Below are 18,388 nucleotides of genomic sequence, written 5' to 3'. Positions count from 1 at the left end.
CAGTGACGTCTGATCAGTAGCGCACCGGCAGTTCGATCAGCCCGCGGGCGCGCATGGAGGGACGCCACCGGAGTTCGCCCGGAGCGGTGTCGAGGGCCAGGGCGGGGAAACGGTCGAGGAGCGCAGCGAGCGCGACCTCGGTCTCCATCCGGGCCAGCGGTGCGCCGAGGCAGTAGTGGATGCCGTGGCCGAGGGCGAGATGAGCGGTGGCGTCCCGGCCGATGTCGAGCAGGTCGGGCTCGGCGAAGCGACGCGGGTCCCGGTGCGCGGCCGCCAGGGACAACAGGACGGTCTCACCGGCCGGGACACCGACCCCGCCGATGGTGATGTCCTCGGTGGGGAAGCGCCGGATGGCCACCGGCACCGGACCGTCGTAGCGGGCCAACTCCTCCACCGCGCCGCCCAGTCGGCCGGGATCGGCGCGGAGCGCGCTCAGTTGGCCGGGGTGGGTGAGCAGGGCCAGGGCGGAGTTGCCGATCAGATGGACGGTGTTCTCGTACCCGGCGAACAGGATGACGAAGGCCAGGGACATCAGCTCGTCCTCGCTCAGCCGGTCCCCGTCGTCGCGTACGGCGGTCAGCGCGGAGAGCAGGTCGTCGGCGGGCGCGGCACGCTTGTCGGCGATCAGCTGGGTGAAGAAGGCCAGCATGCTGCGGATGGCTTCCTTCGCCCGGCTCGGCTGTGCCGGGTCCGGGGCGATCAGGGCGTCGGTCCAGGACCGGAAGTCCCGGCGGTCGTGCGGAGCCACGCCGAGCAGGTCACAGATCACGGCGATCGGCAGGGGCGCGGCGTACGAGGCGATCAGGTCGGCGTGACCGTGCGGCTCGATGGCGTCGAGCAGCGAGTCGGCGGTTTCCCTGATGGGTTCGCGCAGACGGGCGATGTGGCGCGGGGTGAACACCCGGGACACCAGGCGGCGGATGCGGGTGTGGTCCGGCGGGTCCATGTTCAGCAGGTTCGCGTCCAGCGCCGGCGGCAGCGCGAGCCCGTGGTAACCGCCGGGCTTCGCATGGCGTTTGTCGAGGGAGAGCCGGGGGTCGGCGAGTGCCTGGCGTACGTCGTCGTAGCGGGTGACCAGCCAGGCCGGAAGCCCGTCCGTTCCGGCGATGCGGTGAACCGGCCCTGCCTCGCGGAGCCGCGCGTACACCGAGTACGGATCCGCGACAAGCTCTGCGGGGTCAACGAAGGGCGGCTGGCTGGGCGTTGTGGTGGACATGGACTCCACCCTAGGCAGAACTCCGGTCAGGAATCCGGTCTTCCCGGCTCAGTGTGAAGGTGCGCCGGTAGGCGGTGGGGGTGGTACCCAGGGCGCGCCGGAAGTGCAGCCGCAGATTGGCGGCTGTGCCCAGCCCGCAGTCCCGCGCCACCCGGTCCACCGAGTGGGTGGTGGTCTCCAGCAGCTCCCGGGCCTTGCCGAGACGGGCGTCGAGCAGCCACCGCAACGGGGTCGCGCCTGTCTCCTTGGTGAACCTGCGCATGAAGGTGCGCTGCGAAAGGCCCGCGTGCCGGGCGAGTTCGCGGAGGGTGAGCGGCTCGTCGAGCCGGTGCAGGGCCCATCCCCGGGTGCCGGAGAGTGACGCCTCACCAGCCACCGCGACGGGAGCCGGCACGTACTGGGCCTGCCCGCCGTCGCGATGCGGGGCGGCGACCAGACCGCGGGCGATTCCATTGGCCACCGCCGCCCCCAGATCGCGGCGGACGAGATGCAGGCACAGGTCGATGCCGCAGCACACACCGGCCGACGTGAGCACCGCCCCCTCGTCGACGTAGAGCACGTCGCGATCGACGGTGACGGCAGGGAAGTCCCGTTCGAGATCATCGACGTGCTTCCAGTGGGTCGTGGCGTGCAGCCCGTCCAGCAGGCCCGCCGCGGCCAGCGCGAAGGCGCCCGTACAGATCGACACCACGCGCCGCCCCCGGTCACGGGCCTCGGCCAGCACACCGAGTACGGCCTCGGGCGGCCGCAGGAGCGGCTCGTATCCGGGCACGATCACGGTGTCGGCGTCCCGCACCCACTCCAGGTCCCCGGGCGCGTCCAACGTGAAGCCCGCGGTGGTGGCCACCTTCGGGCTGGGCGCGCAGACCGTCATCTCGTACGGAGTCTCCGGGCGGGCGTTGAAGATCTGCGCCGGGATCGCCAGATCGAGCGGGGTGACCCCGTCCAGGACCAGTACCGCGACTCGATGCACCGTCACGTCAACACTCCCATGCCACTCATGTCACCCTCATGTCACTATCCTATTCAACAGAGGCAATATTGCCACTCGCCAGGTCAGGGCAGCGACAGTCAAGCTCGAGAGCATGAACCAACCGATCCCGACCCCCCAGGCCCGCGAGCGGGCCGCCGGCCTGACGGTGCTGCCCGGCACACCGCTCGCCGACGCCGTCGTGCAGCTCATCCGGCCGGTGGAAACGCCGTCCGTCTTCAACCACAGCGTCCGCACCTACCTCTTCGCCCGGCTGGTGGCGTCCCGCCTCGCCCTCTCCGCAGGCCTCGACTACGACGACGACCTATTGTTCGCCGCGTGTGCCATGCACGATCTCGGGGTGGCGTCGGACAGCCCGCACAGTGAACGGTTCGAGGTCGAAGGCGCCGACCGGGCCGCCGAGTTCCTCATCGGGCGCGGAGTGCCGGCGGCGGACGCCGACGAGGTGTGGCAGGCCATCGCCCTGCATACGTCCCCCGGCATCGCGGAACGCCGCGGCACGCTGTGCACCCTCGTCCGCGAAGGGGTCGCGCTCGACTTCGGCGGCCCGCTCGGGGCCGACCACATCGACGCCGTCACCGACGAGCAGGCCGACTCCGTCCACGCCGCCTATCCACGGCTGGAAATGATCCGCTCACTCACCGACGCGATCGTCGCCCAAGCCGCGAAGAACCCGAAGAACGCACCCCGGTACGCGATTCCCGGTGAACTCCTCCGCGAACGCGACACGTTCGGCCAGACCCGGCTGGAGCTGGCCTGCCGCTCGTCCCGATGGGGTAACTGACTTCCCCGCTACGCCCCTGCCTGCCGATGAAACGAAAGGACTCATCCCAATGACCACCTACGCTGTCGAGGTCCCCGAGGACTCCGAAGTTTTCGGCCAGACGACCAGCGCCTTCGCGCGGTTCGGCCATGCCCCCGCGGTCCGTTCGCACGGCCATCTCTTCATCGCCGGACAGATCGGCCGCCGCCCCGACGGAACGGCAGGAGAAACCGCCGAGGAACAGACCGAGATCGCCCTCCGCCGCATCGAGGAAATCCTCCGCCTGGAGAACCTGGACCTCTCCGCCCTGGTCGACGTGACCAGCTACCACGTCGACATCCAGGAGCACATGCCTGGTTTCCTCAAGGCCAAGCAGCGCGTCATCCACGCCCCCTACCCGGCTTGGTCGATCATCGGCGTCAGCGGCTTGGCAAGCCCGGAACTCCTGGTCGAAATCCGCGCGACGGCCACGTATCCCGACGGGGCATCGTCCCGATAGGTGCGGCTTCTTCACTCCCGGCCGGCGTTCCGCCCCAAGGCAAGGAACGACAGCCGCACCTGCCGGTCGGGAGTGTCCCTGTTGTGGCATCCGCGAAGCTCCGTCAGGACAATCTCAGATTGTCGGGGTCGCGGGCTCCACATCGGGATTCCCGAAGCCGCACCCGCGCACAGCGACGCTCGCAGAACGCAGGTGCGGCGTGGGCTCCCGATGTCTCCATCAGTACGTTTCCCCTCGCCGAGGTTCTCGTCGAGGGCCGGTAGCACCCGGTCGTGGTGCTGCCCTCTCAGCCTCGCAGCACCGGACATCGGGAACCCCGCGGGTTGTTTCGCACACAGGACCCGCAGCGCCTCGGCTCACGCCTGAGGTAGCTGATCGCGCAGACGACTTGCGATCCTCGATCGAGGTGCAAATCGCTTATGTAGGCTGCGTGTTGACCTTGACGTGAGCTTGACTCCAAAAGGAGACCCCGTGGCCGAGCAGCCGACTCCTTCTGATGCTTCCCAGCATCGCGAGAGGATCAACACCACACAGCCGCACACGGCCCGGATCTGGAACTACTGGCTGGGCGGCAAGGACAATTACCCGGTCGACCAGGAAGCCGGTGACCAGATCCGCCGGCTGCACCCGGGCATCGGCGACTACGCTCAGGCGGATCGGCTGTTTCTCGGACGTGCGGTGCGGTACCTGGTCGCCGACCGCGGGATCCGGCAGTTCCTCGACATAGGTACCGGCCTACCGACGGCCGACAACACCCACGAGGTCGCCCAACGGCTGGCGCCGGAATCCCGCATCGTCTACGTCGACAACGACCCCCTGGTGCTCGCCCACGCCCGTGCCCTGCTCACCAGCACACCCGAGGGGAAGACCGACTACCTCGACGAAGACCTGCGCAACGTCGACGTCATCTTGGAACACGCGGCGAAGACGCTGGATCTCAGTGAGCCTGTCGCACTCGTCCTCCTGGGCGTGGTGATCTTCCTCGAGGACGACGTCGAGGCGTGCGGCATCGTCAGCCGCCTGATGGATGCGCTGCCGTCCGGAAGCCACCTGGTCCTCTCTCACACGATCAAGGATCCGGCCATGCCCGATGTGGACGCGGCAGCGGCGTTCTGGAACGAACACGGCACCCCGAAGCTCACCCAACGCACTCCTGGCCAGGTCACCCGGTTCTTCGAAGGGCTGGAACTCCTCGACCCCGGAGTGGTGTCGTGCAACCGCTGGCGTCCCGAGACGGGAGCCACCGGCATTCCGGACGAGGTAGCGATGTTCGGCGGAGTCGCACGTAAGCGTTAGGAGTCAGCCCGGGCCTTGACGGAGGTCTTCTCGTCGCTGGGTGAGAACATACTCGTCCTCGCCCAGCAGGGAACCCTCGAACGTGCGGACGTGGGGACGTGGGGACGTGGGGACGTGCGGGCATGCGGACGTGCGGACGTGGGGACGTGCGGGCATGCGGACATGCGGACATGCGGACGTGGAGATCCAGAACACACCAGGCCTTGGCACGGAAGCCCGGGACGCGGATGAAGATCCAGGGGGTACTCGCCATTCTTCGCCGGCGCGCAACCCGTGCTGCGGCCGATCGCCATCAACTTCCGCTGGAACCCGATACTCGCTTCCACCGGACCGGATCTCCATTCGTGGTTTCACCTTTCACATAAGGCCACAAAGAGAAAGGCGAAACCCCCACGCGAGCACGCTTGGTCAGCCCAGGAAGCTCAGCCGCACCTGCCGTTCGGGATTGTCCCTGTTGGTGTCCGCCAAAATCCGTTAAGGCAACCGCACGGGTAGCTGACGAACACCCCGCAGGTTGACCCAATTTCGTTCGGGACGACGAAGAGGCCGTGGGTTCAAAACCCGTCACCCCGACAGCCAAAACAGCCGGTCAGGCTCACCCTGCCACGGCCCAGGCGCGGGGCAGAGCCGCTGGATGAGGCCGGGCCGAGCCGGTCATGGCCCTGGGCCATGCCGACGGCTTGACCGATGACGCCACCAACGCCGACGGCGAGGCTCCGCCTCACCCGAGCCGCGCGCATCCTGGTGTGCGGGCCAGCGGCCGGGCAGGCTAGTTTGCTCGGATGAGTCTCCTTGATGATGTGGCAGAGCGCGACGGCTGGCGCTGCTGGGTGTGTGACGAACCGGTCGACCCCGACGAGTCGGTGAACGACCTGCGGGGGCCCAGCGTCGACAGCCGGACCGCCGACCGCAAAGCCAAGGTCGCCGAGCGGCTCGCGCATCGCGGATGCAACTCTCGCAAGGGGGCGGTCAAGGTGGTCATCGCCTGGCCGGACCGCCTGTACGTGGTCGAACCCGCGCCGCTGATCAGTGTTGCCGCGAGGCTGGAGCGCAAGGGGGGCCGCGAGATGGTGGGCCGTTGTCCGACCAGGGAAGACGCCCAAGAAGCGGCGGATTGGCTGGTGGACCGGTTCTCCCGACTCGTACCGGGGGTGGCTGTGACCGCCGACATCGAGGCGGGCGGTGGCCAGTTCCTCGTCATCCTGTCCACCGGCCGCCGCTGACCAGGAATCACCGGCGCACGCCCGCGAGTACGTAGTTGGTGTTGGAGTAACTCCAGGAGGTGCCAGGCCCGAAGGCGGGCCGGCGCCCCATGGCGATCCTCACCAGCAGCCCGGGCGTCCGAGCGTCGTCGCAGTCGTTCACGAAAACCCTTGGTGAACACCCGCTTCCCGAAGCCGCCGCCGTCCGAGGTGACGTTGCACGGAGACGAACGCCGGTCGTCGTAAGGGGCGGCGGCGGGAAGCAGCCCGGCAACGGTTGCCACCGCAGCCAAGTGACGGAGCAGTAACCCCTTGCAGGGGGTGGAGGAGACGATCTAGCGTCACGTCACGTGCAGTGCATGACAACGATGTCCACGAGCTGGAGCAGGGCGGGAGTGGTATGCAATCAACGCGATACGCACCGAACCGGAACGGGTCGAGGGCACGGCGCCTGAGAGGCCGGTTGGGGGCGGCTGCGCTCTGCATCGCCCTCGCCACCGCGGGATCCGCCACCGGGACCGTGGCGAGCGCGAACGCCGCCACGCAGTCGGCGGCGGCGGAAGCGACCGCCGCGACGCCGGGAGCGGGGAGCGATCTGACGAAGCTGGTCAATCCGTTCATCGGGACCGAGAACGAGGGGCTGACCTTCCCCGCCGCGGGCGCACCGTTCGGCCTGGCGCAGGAGAGTCCGTTGATGAAGACGGCCGATGGCACGGGGTGTGACAAGGAGTCGTCCGACACGGTCGTCGGGTTCAGTCAGACGACGATCAACGGATGCAGGTTCAATTACTTGCCGTTGATGCCCACTACCGGCGAGGTGAGTTCGACCGACCCGGCACAGTACGCGTCGACCTTCAGTCATGCGAACGAGACGACGGGACCTGACTATTACCAGACGAAGCTCGACAAGTACGGCGTGACCGCCGGGTTGACGGCGACCGCACGGACCGGGTGGCAGCAGTACAAGTTCCCGCGGACGATTCGGGCGAACGTGCTGTTCAACGCCGGTGCCGGCGTGACCGGTTCCGAGATCCGCGTCGTCGGCAGCCGGACGGTCGAAGGGTGGGTCGAGGATTCCAAGAAGACCTACTTCGTCGCGCAGCTCAGCCGCCCCTTCGCGTCGTACGGCACCTGGAAGGGCGCCGACCGGAGCCCGGGGTCCCGTGAATCGGCCGCCAAGGGGTCCAACGGAGCGTGGGTGACGTTCGATACGAGGAAGGACGATGCTCCCGTGGTCGCGAAGGTGGGGCTCTCCTTCACCGGACTCGCCGGCGCCCACAAGAACCTCTCGGCGGAGACGGGGAAGTTCGGATTCGACTTCGACGCCGTGCACCAGGCCTTGAACGGCGAGTGGAACACCATGCTGCACAAGGCCGCGATCGGTGGGGGTTCGCACGACCGGCAAGTTGCCTACTACACGGCGCTGTACCACTCCATGGTCGATCCGAACATCGTCGGTGACGTCGACGGCCGTTACGTCGGAGCCGACAAGAAGATCCACACCGCCAGGGATTACACCCCCTACAGCAACCTCTCGCTGTGGGACACGTACCGGACACAGAACAAGCTCATCGAGATGCTCGTTCCCAAGGTCGCGCACGACATCGACATGTCGATTCTTGCGATCGCGCGGGAGGGCGGCGCGCTTCCGCGCTGGTATCTGGAGGACCAGGAGGGCAACATCATGACCGGTGATCCGGTCACGCCGTTCCTGGTAGAGGGCTGGTCGAAGGGCCTGCTCACCGGAGCGGACGCCCAAGAGGCGTACAAGTACCTCCGGGCGAACGCGACCGAGGTGCCGCCCGCCGGTGTTCGTGAGAACGGGCGTGCCGGGGCCGCGTACTACGCGGAACGCGGGTACATCCCCTACGGCCTCAACGTGAAGCCGAACGCCGACTGCGGCGGGGGGACGAGCGGCAACTGCTGTCCGACCAAGTCGAACGACAACGACTGCTACTACGGCACGTCGGCCACGCTGGAGTACGCGGCGGCTGACGCGTCGTTGGCGCTGATGGCGAAGGGTCTTGGCCACGCGACCGACGCCACGATGTTCGCCAGGCGGGGCCAGGCGTACAAGAACGTCTTCGACACGCAGACCAGCCAGTTCCGACCCCGCACCGCGGCCGACGGCACCTGGCTGACCCCGTACGACCCCGTCACGAGCAACCACGCGTTGCACGAGCAGAACGCGAGCCAGTACCAGTGGATGGTGCCCCAGGACCCGGCGGGGCTCGTCAGCATGCTGGGCGGCAACGACGCGACGAACAGCCGGTTGAACGACTTCTTCGCCTACGACGCTCTCCTCACCGACCCGGCAGGGACCGCGCACACGGCCTGGGTAAGTGACCCGTACAACTACTACGACTCCACGAAGTACAACCCGAACAACGAGCCGAACCTCATCGCGCCGTACCTCTACGCGTGGACCGGGCGGCCCGGCAACACCGCGACCGTGGTCAGGGCGCAGGAAACCCTGTTCACGAACAGCCCCGGCGGTATCCCCGGCAACGATGACATGGGTGAGATGTCGTCCTGGTACGTGATGTCCTCGCTGGGGCTCTACCCCACGACCAGTGGCGGCAACTTCGACGTCATCACTACTCCGCAGTTCCCGAACGCCCGAGTGCGGATCGGCGACTACGGGCGGACACAGGGCGGAACTCTGACGATCTCCGCGCCCGGCACCAGCATGGCCAACCGTTATATCGCCTCGGCAACCGTGAACGGCAGGGCCTGGGACAAAGCATGGGTCGACCAGGCCGACATCGCCCACGGTGGGCGTGTCGATTACGCCCTGAGCACCGAGCCCACCGCGTGGGCGACAGCCGCGAAGGACGTCCCGCCGTCGATCGACACGACGCCGGATCCGCAGCACCGGCTCAGCGCTGACGTCGCGCCTGACCAGGTTGTCATGGAGCCTACGGCGGGTCGCGCCTCACGGCAGCAGGTCGACCTGACTCTGCTGGCCACGTCCTCGCACACCGCGCGGGTCGCCGTGACCGCGACGGCGCCGAAGGGCTGGTCGGTGTCTCCGTCCAGCGCGGTGGCGACTGCCGGCTCGGACGGGCTCCCCGCCCAGATGAACGACCGGTTGCGGATCACCACGCCGGCCGGAACCAAAGCGGGCACCTACAAGGTGTCGGTCACCGCGAAACTCCCCGGAGCCGCTCCGGTCAAGAAGACCGTCACCGTCGTGGTCCAGCCAGCCGGGGCCGGCTGCGCGGTCCGGACGGACACCTCGTGCGCCGTCGACCTGACCGCCGCCTACAACAACGACGGCGTCGCCACGCTCGCCGCGCCGGGCGAGGGAGACTTCGACGGCACGGGTACGAGCTTCGCCGCCGACCAACTGCCCGCGCCGGGGCCGGTCACCTTCGGCGGGACGACCTACCAGGCGCCCCCGACCTCCGGCAGCAGCAAGAACTTCGTCAAGTCCACCGGGCAGGCAATTGCCCTCCCCTCCGGCAACTACGACAGCCTCCACATCGTGGGCGCGTCCGACAACGGCAGTACGGGTGCCGCGTCGGCCACCGCCGTCGTCACCTACACCGACGGCAGTACCGCGACGGTTCCGCTCGAACTCACCGGCTGGACGAACAAGGCTCCGGACTTCGGCAACGCCGTCTCGTTGACGACCGCGTACCAGCTCAAGGCTGGAACCGGGAAGACCACGACCAAGGCGTCGCTCTACGAAACGACCGTCCCGCTGGAGTCCGGGAAGCAGGTCCGGTCCCTGTCCCTGGCAACACCGTCCGTGCCGGCATGGACCGCGCCCGGGTCCGGAGGACTCGACTGGCAACGCAACAGCGAGCTCGAGATCTACGCGATGACCCTGGAACACTGACAGTCGCAAGCGCACCTGCCCCACAGGTTCTCAGCGATGGGCGGGAGGCCCGGTGCTCACCAGCACCGGGCCTCCCGTCATCGGTACGCGGCGGGTACGGCTCCCACCTCTGATCGCGATCAGTAACCGTGACAGTCCGAAGGGCATTCGGTGCGGCCACACCTGCCCTCTACGGTGCGATCACAGCGTCACCCGCCGAGGAAGCTCAACCGGACCTGACGCTCCGGGTTGTCCACGTTCGTGTCCACCAGGCACACCGACTGCCACGTCCCCAGTTCCAGCCGTCCGCCGATCACCGGCAGTGTCGCGTGCGGGGCCACCAGGGCCGGGACCACGTGATCCCGGCCGTGGCCCCGGCTGCCGTGTCGGTGTTGCCAGCGGTCGTCCGCCGGCAGTAGTTCGTGCAGTGCGGCGATGAGGTCGTCGTCGCTGCCTGCGCCGGTCTCCAGGACCGCGATACCCGCGGTCGCGTGCGGTACGAAGATGTTCAGCAGGCCGTCGCGGCCCGCCGCCGCCTCGCGGAGGAAGTCCTCGCACTCCCCCGTCAGGTCGGTGACGGTCTCGCGGTCGCCGGTTCCGATGTGGACGGTGCGGGTGGTGAAGGTGTCTGGCATGCCTTCCATCCTCCCGCGTGCGGAGCGCGTGTGCCCGTCCGGTCGGGGCGGGGCCCGTCACACCCGTAGACCTCGGCGTCACCGCCCCCCTCACCGTCGCCGAGCGGGAAGATCCCGTGCGGCGGCGCTGTTGGATGAAACGTGAACGACTTTGGCGTACGTGCGGTGGACGTGGTGGTCATCGGCGCCGGGCAGGCGGGGCTGTCCGGCGCCTACCATCTGCGGCGTTCCGGGCTGGCCCCCGGCCGCGATTTCGTCGTACTGGACCATGCCCCGCGCCCGGGTGGCGCCTGGCAGTTCCGCTGGCCCTCGCTCACGTTCGGCAAGGTGCACGGCATGCACGCGCTGCCCGGCATGGAGCTGACCGGCGCCGACGGGGACCGCCCCTCGTCCGAGGTGGTGAGCGAGTACTTCACGGCGTACGAGGACGCCTTCGGGCTCCAGGTGCGCCGGCCCGTCGGGGTCACCGCGGTGCGCGAGGGCGGTGGCGGGCGGCTGCGCGTCGAGACCTCGCAGGGTGTGTGGGACGCGCGTGCGGTCATCTGCGCGACCGGCACCTGGGACCGGCCGTTCTGGCCGCGTTATCCGGGCCAGGAGACCTTCCGGGGGCGGCAGTTGCACACCTCGGGGTACCGCGGACCGCAGGAGTTCGCCGGGCAGCGGGTCGTCGTGGTCGGCGGCGGGGCCTCCGGTACGCAGCATCTGATGGAGATCGCCGACGTTGCCGCCGGGACGACCTGGGTGACGCGGCGCCCGCCTGTGTTCAGGGAGGGGCCGTTCGACGAGGAGCGCGGCCGGAGAGCGGTCGCGGAGGTCGAGGAGCGCGTACGGCGCGGGCTGCCGCCGCAGAGTGTCGTCTCGGTGACGGGGCTGCCGGTGACCGACGCCATCCGGGACGCGCGCGACCGGGGCATTCTCGACCGGCTTCCCATGTTCGACCGGATCACGCCGGACGGAGTCGCGTGGGACAGCGGGCGCACCGTACGGGCGGACAGCATCCTTTGGGCCACCGGGTTCCGGGCCGCCGTCGACCATCTGGCACCTCTGAGGCTCCGGGAGCCGGGCGGCGGCATCCGGCTCGACGGCACACGGGCGGTCCGTGACGAGCGGATCCATCTGATCGGTTACGGCCCCTCGGCCTCCACCATCGGCGCCAACCGCGCGGGCCGCGCGGCGGTCCGGGACATCCGGCGGCTGCTGGAACGCCCGGCAGATTCCGGCGCCCCCGCCCCTCTCGGTGTCTCTGCCGGTGTCTCTGCCGGTGTCTCTGCGGCCTGACGCGAGAGCTCCCGAACACACGAACAGGGGATCGGGTGTTCGCTGGAACGTGTGGTCGCACCGGATTCGCTTGCCTGATCACCTCCCGAAGCAAGATGCTTACGGAGCGCAAGCAACGGGCTGCAGACCGCTACTGGCGCAAGTCCCACTGATGAATTACGCACAAGGAGAACGCACCACCATGAACTTCCTCACCGACCTGCTTGCCGGCATCGTCCACTTCGTGGGTTGGCTCGTCTGACACTCGTTCCGACCGGCGCCGTCGCTTCCCGTCCCACGGGAGCGGCGGCGCTGTCGTGTGTCCCCCATCCCGCCCGCACGCACGCCCCCCCCGACCCCGAACCTCAGACAGTCGGGGTCAGTTCGCCGGTCGGGGTCAGTTCGCCGGTCGGGGTCAGTTCGCCGTCCCGGCGGACCAGCGCGGCGTACCGGCCGTCCAGGCCCAGCAGTTCGTCATGGGTCCCGCGCTCGGCGACCCGGCCACCGTCCAGCACCACGATCTGGTCGGCGTCCCTGACCGTGGAGAGGCGGTGCGCGATGGTGATCGTGGTGCGGCCCGCCGACAGGCCGTCGATGGCCTGCTGCACTGCATGCTCGGTGCGGGTGTCCAGAGCGCTGGTGGCCTCGTCCAGGATCAACACCGGCGGATCGCGCAGAATCGTACGGGCCAGGGCCAGCCGCTGTTTCTCGCCACCCGAGAAGCGGTATCCGCGCTCACCGACCAGGGTCTGGTACCCGTCGGGCAGCGAAGTGATGTGCTCGTGGATCTGAGCCGCCCTGGCCGCCTCTTCGAGCTGGGCGTCGGTGGCGTCCGGCTTGGCGAAGCGCAGATTGTCGGCGACCGACGCGTGGAAGAGATACGTCTCCTGCGAGACGACGCCCACGGCGCGCGCCAGTGTGGCGAAGTCGAGGTCGCGTACGTCGATTCCGTCCAGCGTGACCTGTCCGCCGGTCACGTCGTACAGCCGGGGCACCAGATAGCTGAGGGTGGACTTGCCCGAACCGGTGGGGCCGACGACCGCCAGACTGCCGCCCGCCGGCACCGAGATGTCGATGGCCTCCAGCGTGGGGCCGCTCTTCTCGTCGTAGCCGAAATCCACGTGCTGGAAGCGCACTTCGCCCCGCACCTTGTCCAGCCGCACCGGGTTTCCCGGCTCCGTGATGTCCACCGGCAGATCCAGATATTCGAAAATCCGCTGGAAGAGTGCGATCGACGTCTGCATGTCCACACCCGTCGACAGCAGACTGACCGCCGGGCGGAAGAGGCCCTGCTGGAGCGAGACGAACGCGACGAGCGTGCCGATGGAGACCTGCGGGCCGCCCTCCTGGAGCGCCAGACCCGCCGCCCAGTAGATGACGGCCGGCATCGCGGCCATCACGATGCCGATGGTCGACATCCGCCACCGCCCGGCCATGCTGGAGCGCACTTCGAGGTCCACGAGCCGTTCGGACTCCGTGGCGAAACTCCGGGTGAGCGATTCGGAGCGGCCCATGGTACGCCCGAGGAGGATGCCGCTGACCGAGAGTGACTCGGTGACCGTGGCGGCCATCACCGCCATCTGCTTCTGCCGCTCGGTGGTGATCCGCTTGCGCTCGCGGCCGACCCGGCGGCTGATCCAGACGAACACCGGGAGGAGCAGGAGCGAGACGATCGTCAGCCGCCAGTCGAGCGCGACCATGGCGACGACCGTGGCGATGACGGCCGTGAGGTTGGAGACCAGGGATGTCGCGGTGGAGGTGACCGTCGCCTGCATACCGCCGATGTCGTTGGCGATACGGGACTGGACCTCACCGGTACGCGTTCTGGTGAAGAAGGCGAGCGGCATCCGCTGGAGCTGGGCGTAGACCGCGGTGCGCAGATCGTGCATGACGCGCTGGCCGACCGTGGTCGAGATCAGGGTCTGGAGGACGCCGAAGACGCTGTTCACGACGGCTGTGGCGATCATGCCCAGCGCGAGCAGGCTCAGCAGACCGGTGCGGCCCTGCGGGATCGCGGTGTCGAGGATCGCGCGCAGCATGAACGGCGAGGCGACCGAGACCAGCGACGAGGCACAGACCAGCAGCCCGACGAGCGCCAGGCGCGCGCGGTAGGGGCGGAAGAGCCGGACGATACGCCGCACCTCGGCGGGCGGCTGCCCGGCCCCACGGGGCGGGGGCGTCCAATCGGGGCGTTCGGGTTTCATGAGCTCCTTCGGCGGTGACTCGACGGCTCGGCCGGGATCCGGCAGAGATTCCGGCAGAGATATGACAGAGATTCGGCAGAGAGGTTCAGCAATGTCTCATGGAGCATAATGCACTGTTACCTATGCTCACAATGCACATGGTCCTGATATTGTTCCCCCATGTCCTCACCCTCCGGTGTCCCCGACGCCGACGGCCTGCTGGCCGAACAGCTCCTCCGGCTGACGCGCAGGCTCCACCGGATCCACAAGCAGCATCTGGAGCCGGTCGGCATCACCCCCGCGCAGTCCCGCCTGCTGCGTACGGTCGCGCACTGCGGCGAGCCGCCGCGCATGGCCGACCTGGCCCAGCGGCTCGAAGTGGTGCCGCGCGCCGTGACCAGCCTGGTCGACGCCCTGGAGGAGAGCGGCAGCGTCCGCCGGGTGCCCGACCCGAGCAACCGCAGGGTGGTGCGGATCGAGCTGACGGACAGCGGCCGGGCCACTCTGCGCGCGCTGCGCGCCGCGCGCCGCCGGGCCGCGGAGGAGATCCTGGCCCCCCTCGCCGCCGACCAGCGCGAAGCGCTCGGCGACCTGCTGTCCACCCTGATGGACGGCACCCACGACCACCGCGCCTGACGGCCGGCCCCGGCCCGGCCCCTCCGCAGGCCCGCGTTCGGGGCCCCGGAGGGAAAATCGATTGCCCCGAAGCGTGGTGGAGCGCGAACCTTGCACGGTTTGAGCCCCTCATCGACTCCTGGGATCCCATGCAGATTCGCGATCTTCCCTATCCAGACCCAGGCGATCCCGACGTACGGTCAGGTCCCCGTTTCCTCTACTGGCTGGGCCGCAATCAGCTCGGCGGTCAGTGCAGGTCACTCGCCTGGGGGCTGCTGCACCAGTGCGGAATCGCCGGGCTGCCGCTGGCCGTCGGCTTCGCCGTCCAGGCCGTGGTGGACCGCTCAGGTGGCCGGCTCGCCCTCTCCGGCGGGCTGATCGCGCTGCTCGGCGCGGTGATCGCGGTGGGCGACACCATGCTGCACCGGACCGCTGTCACCAACTGGATCACCGCCGCGGCCCGGGTCCAGCAGCTGCTCGCCCGTAAGACCGCCGAGTTGGGCTCGGCGCTGACCCGGCGGGTCGCCGCGGGTGAGGTCGTCGCGGTGTCCACCGGGGACGTCGAGAAGATCGGCTGGTTCGTCGAGGCGCTCTCCCGTTTCCTCGCCGCGGCGACGGTCCTGGTCATCATCTGTGCCGGTCTGCTGCTGTATCTGCCCTCGCTCGGCATCGTGGTGGCGCTCGCCATGCCCGTACTGGCGCTGGCCGTCCTGCCGTTGCTGTCCACCGCCACCGCGCGGGCCGACGTCCAGCGGGAGAAGGCGGGCCGGGCCACCGAGCTGGCGGCCGACACCGTCGCGGGGCTGCGGGTGCTGCGCGGCATCGGCGGCGAGGAGCTCTTCCTCGGCCGGTACCGCGGCGCCTCCCAGGAAGTGCGCCGGGCCGCCGTGCGCAGCGCCCGTATGTGGGCGCTGATCTCGGGGATCCAGGTGCTGCTGCCGGGGCTGCTGCTGATCGGTGTGGTCTGCTACGGCGCCCGGCTGGCCGCCGACGGGCGGATCGAGGTCGGTCAGCTCGTGACCGTGTACAGCGCGGTGACGCTGCTGCTCTTCCCGCTGCGGCACTTCCAGGAGATCGCCATGGCGTACTCCTTCTCGCGGCCGTCGGCGAAACGCGCGGCGCGGGTACTGGCGCTGGAGCGCACCGCGTACGAGGAGGAGCCGGCCGGCCACCCGGCGTCCGGCACCGCAGCGTGCCCGGAGGTACCGGACGGCGATCTGTACGACCCGGTGACCGGACTGCTCGCGTCGGCCGGTGAGTTCACCGCCGTGGTGTGCGGCGACCCGGACGCCGCGGGCGCGCTGGCCGAACGGCTCGGCGGCCACGCGACCGCGCAGGACGCGGGGAAGCTGCCGTCGGTGCTGCTCGGCGGGGTCGCGCTCGACGATCTGCCGCTGGACACCGCCCGTACGGCCGTCCTCGTCCAGGACAAGGACCCGGTTCTGCTGTCCGGCACGCTGAGCGGGCTGCTCGACGTGCCGTCGTCCGGTCAGGTGCCGGCCGCGCAGGCGCTGGCCGCCGCACAGTGCGCGGACGTCCTGCAGTCGCTGGCCCAGGCCGCCGTCGAGCCGGGCGGCGATCCACTGCGGACCAGGATCACCGAACGCGGGCGGTCGCTCTCCGGCGGCCAGCGGCAACGGCTGGCGTTGGCCCGCTCGCTGGTGACCGATCCGGAGGTGCTGGTGCTCGACGAGCCGACGTCGGCCGTCGACTCGCACACCGAGGCGCGGGTCGCCCGGGGTGTGAAGGAGCTGCGCGCGGGGCGTACGACGGTGGTCTTCGCGTCGTCGCCGCTCCTGCTCGACCACGCCGACCGGGTGGTCTTCGTCCACGAGGGCGCTGTCGCGGCCACCGGCCCGCACCGTGAGCTGCTCCACGGCGACCAGCGGTACCGCGCGGTCGTCACCCGCCACCCCGATGAAGGGCCCGAAGGACACGAAGGGTCCGAAGGACCGGACGGCGCGGACCGGGCGCCCGCCGCAGGAACATCCGGCACGGCACCGACCGGCCCATCAGCCCAAACCACCCCGGCCGGCCCATCAGCCCCCACCGCCCCCACCGCCCACGCCACCCAGTCCGCCCCGCAGGCTTTCGCGGACATCGAGGAGTCAGCATGATCGGCGTCGCGCCACCGGCCTACGACCCGGCGGCACCCGAGACGGCGACCACCCTGCCGGTCGGCACGCCCACGACCGTACGGGCGTACGTACGCGAGCTGCTGGGCCGCCACCGGCGGGCGTTCGCCGTGCTCATCGGGGCCAACGCCATCGCGGTGGTCGCCTCGCTGGTCGGCCCCTATCTCCTGGGCGGTCTCGTCGAGGACCTCTCGAACGGCGAGCACGACCTCCATCTGGGCCGCGTCGCCGCGGTGTTCGCGGTCGCCCTGGCCGTCCAGACCATCTTCGTCCGGCTGATGGGGCTGCGCGGGGCGATGCTCGGCGAGGAGATGCTGGCCGACCTGCGCGAGGACTACCTCGTACGGTCGGTCGCGCTGCCGCCGGGCGTTCTGGAGCGTGCCGGGACCGGTGACCTCCTCTCGCGCATCACCACCGACATCGACCGGCTCGCCAACGCGATGCGCGAAGCGGTGCCGCAGCTGGCGATCGGCGTGGTGTGGGCGGGGCTGCTGATCGGCGCGCTGGCCGTGACCGCGCCGCCGCTGGCGCTCGCGGTGCTGGTGGCGCTGCCGGTGCTGCTGGTGGGGTGCCGCTGGTACTTCAAGCGGGCGCCGTCCGCCTACCGTTCGGAGGCCGCCGGATACGCGGCCGTCGCCGCGATGCTCGCCGAGACCGTGGACGCGGGGCGGACCATCGAGGCGCACCGCCTCGGTTCCCGCCGGGTGGCGCTCTCCGAACAGCGGGTCAAGGAGTGGACCGCGTGGGAGCGGTACACACTCTGGCTGCGGTCGGTCCTCTTCCCGGTCATCAACGTCACGTACGTGACCATCCTCGGCGCGGTGCTGATGCTCGGCGGGGTCTTCGTGCTCCAGGGCTGGATCAGCGTCGGCCAGCTCACCACGGGTGCGCTGCTCGCCCAGATGATGGTGGATCCGGTCGGGCTGATCCTGCGCTGGTACGACGAACTCCAGGTCGCCCAGGTGTCGTTGGCCCGTCTCGTCGGCGTACGGGAGATCGAACCGGACGCGGGTGACGGGGCGGTGAGCCCCGACGGGCGCGCGGTACGGGCGGACGCGGTGCGTTTCGGCTACCGCGAGGGCGTCGACGTACTGCACCGGGTCACGCTCGATGTCGCTCCCGGTACCAGGATGGCGCTGGTCGGGCCGTCCGGTGCGGGCAAGTCCACGCTGGGCCGGCTGCTCGCGGGGGTCTACGCCCCGCGCACGGGCGAGGTCACGCTGGGCGGCGCCGAGCTGTCCAGGATGCCCGCCGAGCGGGTGCGGCAACATGTCGCGCTGGTCAACCAGGAGCACCATGTCTTCGTGGGCTCGCTGCGGGACAATCTGCGGCTGGCCAGGGCGGGCGCGGACGACGCGGAGCTGTGGGCGGCGCTCGCCGCGGTCGACGCGGACGGCTGGGCCGCCGCGCTGGACGAGGCGCTGGACACCGAGGTCGGCTCCGGCGGCCTGGCCCTCACCCCGGCTCAGGCCCAGCAGATCGCGCTGGCCAGGCTGGTGCTCGCCGATCCGCACACGCTGGTGCTGGACGAGGCGACGTCCCTGCTCGACCCGCGGGCCGCCCGCCATCTGGAGCGTTCACTGGCGCGGGTGCTCGACGGGCGCACCGTCGTGGCGATCGCGCACCGGCTGCACACCGCGCACGACGCGGATGTGATCGCGGTGGTCGAGGAGGGCCGCATCAGCGAGCTGGGCAGCCATGACGAGCTGGTCGCGGCGGACGGAGTGTATGCGGCGCTGTGGCGGTCCTGGCACGGGTGAGCACAAGGGGCAC

Annotated in this window: 14 protein-coding genes; 9 read left to right on the top strand and 5 right to left on the bottom strand. The window is 69.7% G+C overall.

Going from position 1 to position 18,388, the window contains the following annotated elements:
• Positions 1–13 precede the first annotated feature (13 nt).
• The gene (locus OG510_RS33955) at positions 14–1,216 is read right to left on the bottom strand and encodes a cytochrome P450 (protein WP_406141854.1); all 1,203 of its coding nucleotides are present in this window, start codon (positions 1,214–1,216) and stop codon (positions 14–16) included.
• 10 nt (positions 1,217–1,226) lie between these two features.
• Positions 1,227–2,195 (bottom strand): GlxA family transcriptional regulator, encoded by a 969-nt coding sequence (locus OG510_RS33950; RefSeq protein ID WP_406141853.1) that lies wholly within the window; start codon positions 2,193–2,195, stop codon positions 1,227–1,229.
• 106 nt (positions 2,196–2,301) lie between these two features.
• Between OG510_RS33950 and OG510_RS33945 the strand changes: the two genes are divergently transcribed.
• From OG510_RS33945 to OG510_RS33930, 4 genes are all read left to right on the top strand, one after another.
• Positions 2,302–2,991, top strand: coding sequence for an HD domain-containing protein (locus tag OG510_RS33945; RefSeq protein WP_406141852.1), 690 nt, complete (start codon positions 2,302–2,304; stop codon positions 2,989–2,991).
• Between the two features lie 49 nt (positions 2,992–3,040).
• Entirely contained in the window at positions 3,041–3,469 is a 429-nt protein-coding gene (locus OG510_RS33940; protein ID WP_406141851.1) for a RidA family protein, read from the top strand.
• 471 nt (positions 3,470–3,940) lie between these two features.
• Positions 3,941–4,765: an SAM-dependent methyltransferase gene (locus tag OG510_RS33935; protein ID WP_406141850.1), complete on the top strand. Its 825-nt coding sequence runs from the start codon at positions 3,941–3,943 to the stop codon at positions 4,763–4,765.
• Positions 4,766–5,547: 782 nt separating this feature from the next.
• The gene (locus OG510_RS33930; protein WP_406141849.1) at positions 5,548–5,988 is read left to right on the top strand and encodes a hypothetical protein; all 441 of its coding nucleotides are present in this window, start codon (positions 5,548–5,550) and stop codon (positions 5,986–5,988) included.
• 7 nt (positions 5,989–5,995) lie between these two features.
• On the opposite strand, the gene OG510_RS33925 is transcribed toward OG510_RS33930, so the two are convergent.
• A complete protein-coding gene (locus OG510_RS33925; RefSeq protein ID WP_406141848.1) occupies positions 5,996–6,130 on the bottom strand; it encodes a hypothetical protein in 135 nt (44 codons plus the stop codon).
• A gap of 300 nt (positions 6,131–6,430) precedes the next feature.
• Between OG510_RS33925 and OG510_RS33920 the strand changes: the two genes are divergently transcribed.
• Positions 6,431–9,811: a GH92 family glycosyl hydrolase gene (locus OG510_RS33920; RefSeq protein ID WP_406141847.1), complete on the top strand. Its 3,381-nt coding sequence runs from the start codon at positions 6,431–6,433 to the stop codon at positions 9,809–9,811.
• Between the two features lie 188 nt (positions 9,812–9,999).
• Here OG510_RS33920 and OG510_RS33915 read toward each other — a convergent pair whose 3' ends face one another.
• On the bottom strand, positions 10,000–10,425 hold the full coding sequence (locus OG510_RS33915; RefSeq protein ID WP_406141846.1) for a secondary thiamine-phosphate synthase enzyme YjbQ: 426 nt from the start codon (positions 10,423–10,425) through the stop codon (positions 10,000–10,002).
• 141 nt (positions 10,426–10,566) lie between these two features.
• On the opposite strand from OG510_RS33915, the gene OG510_RS33910 reads away from it, so the two are divergent.
• Entirely contained in the window at positions 10,567–11,703 is a 1,137-nt protein-coding gene (locus OG510_RS33910) for an NAD(P)-binding domain-containing protein (protein WP_406141845.1), read from the top strand.
• Positions 11,704–12,047: 344 nt separating this feature from the next.
• On the opposite strand, the gene OG510_RS33905 is transcribed toward OG510_RS33910, so the two are convergent.
• Complete coding sequence (locus tag OG510_RS33905; protein ID WP_406141844.1) at positions 12,048–13,886, bottom strand: ABC transporter ATP-binding protein; 1,839 nt, start codon at positions 13,884–13,886, stop codon at positions 12,048–12,050.
• Positions 13,887–14,045: 159 nt separating this feature from the next.
• Between OG510_RS33905 and OG510_RS33900 the strand changes: the two genes are divergently transcribed.
• From OG510_RS33900 to OG510_RS33890, 3 genes are all read left to right on the top strand, one after another.
• Positions 14,046–14,501 (top strand): MarR family winged helix-turn-helix transcriptional regulator, encoded by a 456-nt coding sequence (locus tag OG510_RS33900; RefSeq protein ID WP_406141843.1) that lies wholly within the window; start codon positions 14,046–14,048, stop codon positions 14,499–14,501.
• Between the two features lie 128 nt (positions 14,502–14,629).
• Entirely contained in the window at positions 14,630–16,597 is a 1,968-nt protein-coding gene (locus OG510_RS33895) for an ABC transporter transmembrane domain-containing protein (RefSeq protein ID WP_406141842.1), read from the top strand.
• Positions 16,594–18,375, top strand: coding sequence for an ABC transporter ATP-binding protein (locus OG510_RS33890; protein ID WP_406141841.1), 1,782 nt, complete (start codon positions 16,594–16,596; stop codon positions 18,373–18,375). Before OG510_RS33895 ends, OG510_RS33890 begins: the two co-directional genes overlap by 4 nt.
• The last annotated feature ends 13 nt before the right edge of the window (positions 18,376–18,388 follow it).

This window comes from Streptomyces sp. NBC_01089, from assembly GCF_045162975.1.
Lineage (GTDB): Bacteria > Actinomycetota > Actinomycetes > Streptomycetales > Streptomycetaceae > Streptomyces.
The sequence above is the reverse complement of the archived record's forward strand: the minus strand, read 5'-3'. Positions and strand labels throughout refer to the sequence as shown.